Below are 8,371 nucleotides of genomic sequence, written 5' to 3'. Positions count from 1 at the left end.
CGGGTGTCTACGAGGACGACGGCGCCGATGGCGCCGCGGACGAGGTCGTCCCACATGAACCAGAAGCGGTCCTGGCCGGGGGTGCCGAACAGGTAGAGGATCAGGTCCTGGTCCAGGGTGATGCGGCCGAAGTCCATGGCGACCGTGGTGGTGGTCTTGTCGCCGGTGTGGGTGAGGTCGTCGATCCCCGCCGACGCGGAGGTCATCACGGCCTCCGTACGCAGCGGGTTGATCTCCGACACCGCGCCCACGAACGTGGTCTTGCCCACGCCGAAGCCGCCCGCCACCACGATCTTCGCGCTGGTCGTCGACCGGGTGGCCCCGCCGTCAGAGCTTGCGAAGTCCACTGAGCACCCTTTCGAGCAGCGTCACGTCCGGCGTGCCGCCGGCCTCTCCATTGCCCGGCTGGTGGATGGCCACCATGCCCGCCTCCGCCAGGTCGGCCACCAGGATCCGCGCCACGCCGAGCGGCATCTGCAGCAGCGCCGAGACCTCGGCCACCGACTTGACCTCGCGGCACAGGTGGCAGATCCGCTGGTGCTCGGGGAGCAGCCCGGACAGGTGCGCCGGGTCGGCGGTCGTGCTCACCAGCGCCTCGATGGCGAGCTGGTAGCGGGGCCGCGTCCGGCCGCCGGTCATGGCGTACGGACGGACCAGCGGCTGGTCGCCCTCGATGCCGTAGCCGGCGTCGACGCCGTACGGATCGTGAGAGGCGGGTGGCGGGGTCATGAATCCTCCGGGCGTGACAGCAAGGTGCGTGCGTGCCGTCTGGATGGGCCGGTGGGGGGCCGGTGCGGCCTGACGGATGGGCGGTGTGGGCTGTGCGGGCGGGAGCGGTACGGAGGGGCGCACCGCGCGAGCGCTAGTGGAGCAGGCTCCCCTGGAGCTCGGCGCGCAGGTCCGGGGTCAGGACGGTGCCCGCCCGGTCGACCAGCAGGGCCATCTCGTAGCCCACCAGGCCGATGTCGCACTCCGGGTGGGCCAGCACGGCCAGCGAGGAGCCGTCGGAGACGGACATGATGAAGAGGAAGCCCCGCTCCATCTCGACCACGGTCTGGTTGACCGGGCCGCCCTCGAAGATCCGCGACGCCCCGGCCGTCAGCGAAGTCAGTCCCGACGCGACGGCGGCCAGCTGGTCGGCACGGTCGCGGGGGAAGCCCTCGGACATGGCCAGCAGGAGGCCATCGGCGGAGACCACCACCGTGTGGGACACCCCGGGGGTGTTGTCCACGAAGTTGGTGATCAACCAGTTCAGATTCTGCGCCGCCTGGCTCATCGGGCTCAACTAACGCTCCTGCTGGTGAGTGGGGCCGAGGTTGAAGCTGCCAGTGTTGCCGCCTGCCTGGCGGCCCTGCTGGATGCCCCGTCGGAGATTGGTCAGTCGGCCGCGCACGTCGTCGGGCGCGCGCGAGACCTGCGGACCGGCCTGGTGCTGCTGCTCCTGCGCGGTCCCCGCCACCAGGTTGGCGCGCGGGACCCGGCGGGGCAGACCGGAGGTGGTGACGCCGCCCGCCGCGGGCTTGCGCACCCGCTCGGCCTGGCGCCCCAGGTCGTCGTTGGGGGAGGGCCGCCAGTTGGGGCCCTGCCCCGCCTGGTGCTGCGGCGCCGCCGGGGCGGGCCGCTCGCCCGCGGGCTGCTGCGGCACGACCGGGACCGGCTGCGTCTGGTCGGGCCGCTGCTGCGGGGCCGGCTGCTGGGGGCCGCCCTGCTGCTCGGTCCTGAACCAGTTGGTCTCCAGCGTGTCGTACAGCGGCGTACGGCCGTCGCCCGGGTCCTGCGCGGGCGGCAGCGCCTCGGGCTGCGGCTGCGCGGGCAGGCTGCCGACCTGCGGGCGCGGTGCGCCGAAGTCCTGCGGCTGCTGCTCGCGGCGGCGCGGCGCCGGGCCGGGCTGCGGGGCCTGCGGCTGCGGCGCCCCGAAGCCGGGGCGGGCGAACTGCCCGGTGGACGCCGGGTCCTGGCCGTACGGCCGCGCGTCGGGGCGCGGCGCGTCGTAGTCGGGGCGGGCGAACTGGGCCGTGTCGCCGGCGCCCGGCCGCTCGTCCCGCATCCGGGCGAACTGGCCGGTGCTCTCCGGCTCCTCGTGCCCGCGCGGCGCCTCGGCGCCCCAGGACGGGCCCTGCGGCGGCTGCGGCTGCTGGGGGTGGGGCTGCTGGGGGTGCTGCGGCTGCGGGGTGCCCCCCGGCAGCTCGGCGCGCGGCCCGCCGCCGGGCGGCAGCCTGCGCGCGTCGGGACCGGCCGGGCGCTGCGGCTCGCGGCCGGGCACCTGGCCCGACTGCTCCGACGCCTGGGCGCCGTTCTGCCAGACGTCGGTGCGCGAGGGGATGGCGGAGTTGCCCAGCGGGCCGCGACCGGCGGCCGCGCCGCTGAACGCGCCGGCCAGACCGCCGGCGCCCTGCGGGCGCTGTGGGGCGCCCGGGGAGCCCTGCGGGCCGGGACCCGCCTGGGGGCCGCCGTCGCGGGCGGGCAGCGCCGCGCGCGGGGCCTGGCCCGCGCCGACCTGGCCGCGCTGGGGCGCAGGGCCGACCGGGCGTCCGCCCTGCGGGCCGCCGCCCTGGTGCGGCTGCTGGCCGGGGGACTGGGGGCGCGGTGCGCCGCCCGGGCCGCCGGGGAGCCGGTTGCCCTGGTTCGGCTGGCCGCCGGGCACCGCGTTCTGGCCGGCGCCCGCGCCGGGCACCGGCGGGGCCGGCTTGCGCCCGCCCTGGGCCACGTCCACGGGGAGCATGACGAGCGCGGTCGTACCGCCGGAGTCGGAGGGGCGCAGCTGGATGCGGATGCCGTGGCGCAGCGACAGGCGGCCGACCACGAACAGGCCCATGCGGCGCGAGACCGAGACGTCCACGGTGGGCGGCGACGCCAGCCGCTCGTTGATCGCGGCCAGGTCCTCGGGGGAGAGGCCGATGCCGGTGTCGTGGATCTCGACGAGCACGCGGCCGTCGGGCAGGGCGTGGCCGGTGACGCGCACCTTGGTCTGCGGGGAGGAGAACGAGGTGGCGTTCTCCAGCAGCTCGGCGAGCAGGTGCACGAGGTCGTTGACCACGCGTCCGGCCACTTCGGTGGCCGGCACCTGGGCCAGTTCGATGCGCTCGTACTGCTCCACCTCGGAGGCGGCGGCGCGCAGCACGTCGACCAGCGGGACCGGGCGGGTCCAGCGGCGGCCGGGCTCCTCGCCCGCGAGGACGAGGAGGTTCTCGCCGTTGCGGCGCATGCGGGTCGCGAGGTGGTCCAGCTTGAACAGGGAGGCCAGCTGGTCCGGGTCGGCCTCGCGGGACTCCAGCTCGGAGATGAGCGAGAGCTGGCGCTGGATGAGGCCCTGGGAGCGGCGCGAGAGGTTGGTGAACATCGCGTTGACGTTGCCCCGCAGCAGGGCCTGCTCGGCGGCGAGGCGGACCGCCTCGCGGTGCACGTCGTCGAAGGCCGAGGCCACCTGGCCGATCTCGTCGCGCGAGTGCACGCCGACGGACTCCACGGAGGTGTCGACGTCCTGCGGGTCCGACTCCGAGAGCTGCTTGACGAGCTCGGGCAGCCGGTCCTGGGCGACCTTGGTCGCGGTGTCCTGCAGCCGGCGCAGCGAGCGGATCATGGAGCGGGCCATGACGAACGCGCCGACCAGCGAGACGCCGAGCACGATCAGGACCAGCGCACCGTTGAGCAGCGCGTCGCGCTGCGAGTCGCTGCGCAGCTCACGGGCCTTGGACTCCATCTCGCCGAGCAGCGCCAGCTCGATGGTCTTCATGGCCTGGATCTTGGTGTCGTCCTCGTCGGTCCAGTCCAGGTAGCCGCGCCGGGTGCTGGAGGAGTCCAGGCCGTAGGGGCCGCCGAGCACGCGGGCCGCGTAGGAGTTGGCCGCGTCGATGGACGGGTTGCCGCCGCCGTCCAGGGCCGCGGTCAGCTCCTCGGCGTTGCCGCCGGACGACTCGTAGATGGCCCGGAAGGCGGTCATCTTCGCGCCCTCGTTGAGCCGGGCGCTGTTGCCGTACAGCTGGTCCTCGGGGGCGAGGTGGCCCTGGCGGGAGTCGGTGGGCGGCAGGGCCGCGGCGATGATCGCGCGCTGGATGGAGGCGTACTCCTTGGCGGCGGAGAACGCGGCGAGCGCCCGGGTCCGCTTGATCATCTCCGGGTTGCTGGTGGCCTGCGCCATGTCCTGGGACAGGCTCAGCAGGCCCTCGATGATGCGGCTGTAGCCCTCGACGGTGACCGAGTTGGACAGCTTGGTGCCGTCCTGCTCGCGGTCGTAGGCCTGCTGGCGGATGGCCCGGATCTGGTTGACGTCGGTGGCGATCTGGTTGACGTTCGTCCGGATGCTGGACAGCGTGTCGTCGCCCTCGGTGTCACCGATCGCGTCGGTGGCCTTGAGGAAGGCCTCCTGGGCGCGGTCGGTGGCCTTGCGGGGCTCGACGACCTTGTAGTCGCTGTCGGGGGCGCCGTTGGCGAGCGGCCCCGCGGTCAGGTCGCGCTCCTCCTGGAGCGCCTGCGCGAGGTCCGTCGCCTCCTTGGTGAGGTTGGTCAGCAGCTGGATGTGGTCCAGCTGCGCCATGTCGTCCAGGGACTGCTGGATGCGCAGGCCGCCGAGGACGGTGGCGGCGGCGACGGGGAGCGCCAGCAGGGACACCAGACGCGTGGAGATGCGCCAGTTGCGCATGGCTATTCGCGAGCCGTACGACGACGGCCCGGCGGGCTTGGGGGCGGCCGGCTGCTCGGGGGTCGCGGGCGCGGCGCCGGAGCCGCGCGCCGCGCGGTCGGCGTCGGACGCGGCCTGCTGGCCGGAGCCCTGGGCGTGCTGTGCGGCGGAGCGGTCGGTGCCGCCGAGCGGCTCCTGCTCGGCCGCGGCCTCCCCCTGGCCCTGGCGGGCCTGGGGACGCCCCGCGCCATCCCTCTTGAAACGTCCCTGCACTAGCGTCGCAACCTCTGGACCAGGCGTCCCCCCGCGCGAACGGCGGGACGGTGTCGGCGTCGTGGGGCGCGAGTGCGCCCCCTGATGGTCTGTGAGCGACCGGCGCTTCCCCCAATTCCGCCGCCACTCGGCGCTGCGTCGCGCCCCCTGCGCGCCGGCCTTCAACCCGGCGGCGGTGCGTGGAATTCCAGCACAGTGGCGGATCTCCAACAAGGGCCGTGGAGGGCGCCCGGGGGCGGGTGACGCGACGTGAGCGGCGGGTCACGAGACGTAGAAGGTGATCATGGAGAAAACGGACTTTTCCATACGATCCAGCAAGGCCCCCGGCGTGTCCCAGTCGCCATGATCAGGAGCGGAATGGCGGGTTCACGTACGTAATGTCCCTTTGATGGGCCCCCGGACGGCGCCAGGAATGCCGGAAATGAGCGACGAACGGTGACCAAACTCACACCTCGATCGTTGCCTGTTCCAGGCATTCCAAGGGAATCGGATGTTTAGCCTGACGCTTTACAGGGATGGCACTTCCGTCAACCGGCGTGCGTCGCGCGCCCCCGAATCACGACAAGGTCGAACCAGCCGATGAAGACGACGATGTTCCGCAACATTGCCAACCCCCGCCGCACCACGCTCGCACACCTCGCCGACGCCGAGCAGCTGGAGCGGGGCGCCACCCCGGAGCACGCCGTCGAGCTGCCGGGCGCCACGGCCAACCCGCGCCGCACCGTCCTGATGCACGCTCCGGAGCCGGCCGCCGTCGCGGAGTAGCCACCGGCGGGCCCGCGCCCCGTACCGCGTTAGCCTGGAGCGTCAGACTCCAGCAGCGGAAAGAGGGGCGCGAGGCACCCGTGCGCATCGCCAGGTTCTCCATCGACGGCAACGTCGCCTTCGGCGCGGTGGAGGGCGACGGAAACACCGGCTCCGGTGACCTCGTCCTCGACATCATCAAGGGCATCCCCTACACCGACTTCGAGCTCAGCGGCACCAAGGTCCCGCTCAGCAAGGTGCGGCTCCTGCCGCCGGTGCTCCCCAACAAGGTCGTCGGCATCGGCCGGAACTACGCGGAGCACGCGGCCGAGCTCGGCAACGAGGTCCCCGACGTCCCCGTCGCCTTCTTCAAGCCCACCACCTCGGTGACCGGCCCCGGCGACGCCATCGAGTACCCGTCCTTCTCCAGCGAGCTGCACCACGAGGCCGAGCTGGCCGTGGTCATCGGCCGCATGTGCCGCGAGGTCCCCCGCGAGCGCGTCAAGGACGTCATCTTCGGCTACACCTGCGCCAACGACGTCACCGCCCGCGACGTCCAGCGGCGCGAGAAGCAGTGGGCCAGGGCCAAGGGCTTCGACACCTCCTGCCCGCTGGGCCCCTGGGTGGAGACCGACCTGGACCCCTCCGACCTCGCCATCCAGTGCACGGTCAACGGCCAACAGCGCCAGCTCGGCCGCACCAGCGACATGGTCCGCTCCATCGAGGACCTGATCGTCCACGTCAGCGAGGCCATGACCCTGCTGCCCGGCGACGTCATCCTCACCGGCACGCCCGCCGGGGTCGGCCCCCTCAACGTCGGCGACGAGGTCGCCGTCACCATCGAAGGCATCGGCACTCTCACCAACAAGGTTGTCAAGCGTGGCTAGCGCATCCGCCCCTGCAGTCCGTGTCCGTTTCTGCCCCTCGCCCACCGGCAACCCCCACGTGGGCCTGGTGCGCACCGCCCTGTTCAACTGGGCCTACGCCCGCCACCACGGCGGCACCTTCGTCTTCCGCATCGAGGACACCGACGCCGCCCGCGACTCCGAGGAGTCCTACGAGCAGCTGCTCGACGCGATGCGCTGGCTCGGCTTCAGCTGGGACGAGGGCCCCGAGGTCGGCGGCCCGCACGCGCCCTACCGCCAGTCGCAGCGCATGGACACCTACCGCGACATCGCCGCGAAGCTGCTCGACGGCGGGTACGCGTACCCCTGCTACTGCACCACCGAGGAGCTCGACGCGCGCCGCGAGGCCGCCCGCGCCGCCGGCAAGCCGTCCGGCTACGACGGCCACTGCCGCGACCTGAGCGCCGAGCGCAAGCAGGCGTACGAGGCCGAGGGCCGCAGCCACATCGTGCGCTTCCGGATGCCCGACGAGGCCACCACCTTCACCGACCTGGTGCGCGGCGAGATCACCGTCCAGGCCGAGAACGTCACCGACTACGGCATCGTGCGCGCCAACGGCGCCCCGCTGTACACCCTGGTCAACCCGGTCGACGACGCCCTGATGGAGATCACCCACGTCCTGCGCGGCGAGGACCTGCTCTCCTCCACCCCCCGCCAGATCGCGCTCTACCGCGCGCTGATCGAGCTGGGCGTGGCCAAGGCCGTCCCCCAGTTCGGCCACCTGCCGTACGTGATGGGCGAGGGCAACAAGAAGCTCTCCAAGCGCGACCCGCAGGCCTCGCTCAACCTCTACCGCGAGCGCGGCTTCCTGCCCGAGGGCCTGCTGAACTACCTCTCCCTGCTCGGCTGGTCCTTCTCCGCCGACCAGGACATCTTCAGCATCGAGCAGATGGTGGAGAAGTTCGACCTCGCGGACGTCAACGCCAACCCGGCCCGCTTCGACCTGAAGAAGGCCGAGTCGATCAACGCCGACCACATCCGCATGCTGGACGTGAAGGCGTTCGCCGCCGCCTGCGAGCCCTGGCTGACCGCCCCGCACGCCAACTGGGCCCCCGAGGACTTCGACCGCGCGGCCTGGGAGGCGATCGCCCCGCACGCCCAGACCCGGCTGACCGTGCTCTCCGACATCACGGCCAACGTCGACTTCCTCTTCCTGAAGGAGCCGGTCCAGGACGAGGCGTCCTGGACCAAGGCCATGAAGGAGGGCTCCGACGCCCTGCTGCGCACCGCCCGCGCCAAGCTGGACGCCGCGGACTGGACCTCGCCGGAGTCGCTGAAGGACGCGGTCCTGGCCGCGGGCGAGGAGCACGGCCTCAAGCTCGGCAAGGCGCAGGCCCCGGTCCGCGTCGCGGTCACCGGCCGCACGGTCGGCCTGCCGCTCTTCGAGTCCCTGGAGGTCCTGGGCAAGGAGCGCACCCTGGCCCGCATCGACGCCGCACTGGCCCGGCTGACCGCCTGACCCGCCCCGGCTCCGGGCCCTACCCTGGAGCCATGGCGATCCGCGCCGTCCTGTGGGACGTAGACGACACGATCTTCGACTACACCGGCGCCGACCGCGCCGCACTGCGCGAGCTGCTCAGCCACGAGGGCCTGCCCGACGGATACGACTCCGTCGAGCAGGCCCTCCTGCGCTGGCGGGAGATCACCCACCGGCACTGGGAGCGCCAGGCCGCGGGGGAGACCGACTTCCAGGGGCAGCGCCGCGACCGGGTCAGGGAGTTCACCGGCCGGGCCCTGGACGACGCCGAGGCGGACGCCTGGTTCGAGAGCCACGTGGTCCGCTACGAGGCCGCCTGGCAGCTCTTCCCCGACGCGGTGCCCGTGCTCGACC

8 protein-coding genes are annotated in these 8,371 nt (G+C 73.0%); 4 read left to right on the top strand and 4 right to left on the bottom strand.

Annotated elements, in window-relative coordinates; all coding sequences use genetic code 11:
* From ABT160_RS45805 to ABT160_RS45790, 4 genes are all read right to left on the bottom strand, one after another.
* Positions 1 to 347, bottom strand: a 347-nt coding sequence (locus ABT160_RS45805) for a GTP-binding protein (RefSeq protein WP_351656043.1), incomplete at its 3' end; no start/stop codon positions are given.
* The gene (locus ABT160_RS45800) at positions 328 to 729 is read right to left on the bottom strand and encodes a DUF742 domain-containing protein (protein ID WP_351656040.1); all 402 of its coding nucleotides are present in this window, start codon (positions 727 to 729) and stop codon (positions 328 to 330) included. The genes ABT160_RS45800 and ABT160_RS45805, both read right to left, overlap by 20 nt.
* A 133-nt stretch (positions 730 to 862) precedes the next feature.
* A complete protein-coding gene (locus tag ABT160_RS45795) occupies positions 863 to 1,276 on the bottom strand; it encodes a roadblock/LC7 domain-containing protein (RefSeq protein ID WP_030753456.1) in 414 nt (137 codons plus the stop codon).
* 9 nt (positions 1,277 to 1,285) lie between these two features.
* Positions 1,286 to 4,891 (bottom strand): sensor histidine kinase, encoded by a 3,606-nt coding sequence (locus tag ABT160_RS45790; RefSeq protein ID WP_351656038.1) that lies wholly within the window; start codon positions 4,889 to 4,891, stop codon positions 1,286 to 1,288.
* A 579-nt stretch (positions 4,892 to 5,470) separates the two neighbouring features.
* On the opposite strand from ABT160_RS45790, the gene ABT160_RS45785 reads away from it, so the two are divergent.
* From ABT160_RS45785 to ABT160_RS45770, 4 genes are all read left to right on the top strand, one after another.
* Complete coding sequence (locus ABT160_RS45785; protein ID WP_351656035.1) at positions 5,471 to 5,656, top strand: hypothetical protein; 186 nt, start codon at positions 5,471 to 5,473, stop codon at positions 5,654 to 5,656.
* Positions 5,657 to 5,736: 80 nt separating this feature from the next.
* The gene (locus tag ABT160_RS45780; RefSeq protein WP_351656033.1) at positions 5,737 to 6,522 is read left to right on the top strand and encodes a fumarylacetoacetate hydrolase family protein; all 786 of its coding nucleotides are present in this window, start codon (positions 5,737 to 5,739) and stop codon (positions 6,520 to 6,522) included.
* On the top strand, positions 6,515 to 7,999 hold the full coding sequence (gene gltX, locus ABT160_RS45775; protein WP_351656030.1) for a glutamate--tRNA ligase: 1,485 nt from the start codon (positions 6,515 to 6,517) through the stop codon (positions 7,997 to 7,999). Before ABT160_RS45780 ends, gltX begins: the two co-directional genes overlap by 8 nt.
* 32 nt (positions 8,000 to 8,031) lie before the next feature.
* Positions 8,032 to 8,371 (top strand): HAD family hydrolase (locus tag ABT160_RS45770; protein ID WP_502984421.1); only part of this gene is annotated, 340 nt, incomplete at its 3' end.

The organism is Streptomyces sp. NPDC001941 (assembly GCF_040296945.1).
GTDB lineage: Bacteria > Actinomycetota > Actinomycetes > Streptomycetales > Streptomycetaceae > Streptomyces.
The sequence above is the reverse complement of the archived record's forward strand: the minus strand, read 5'-3'. Positions and strand labels throughout refer to the sequence as shown.

Bases quoted from the DNA above. Each gene is read 5' to 3' on its own strand.
- ABT160_RS45800 (WP_351656040.1), bottom strand. From the start codon at position 729: ATGACCCCGCCACCCGCCTCTCACGATCCGTACGGCGTCGACGCCGGC.
- ABT160_RS45795 (WP_030753456.1), bottom strand. From the start codon at position 1,276: ATGAGCCAGGCGGCGCAGAATCTGAACTGGTTGATCACCAACTTCGTG.
- ABT160_RS45785 (WP_351656035.1), top strand. From the start codon at position 5,471: ATGAAGACGACGATGTTCCGCAACATTGCCAACCCCCGCCGCACCACG.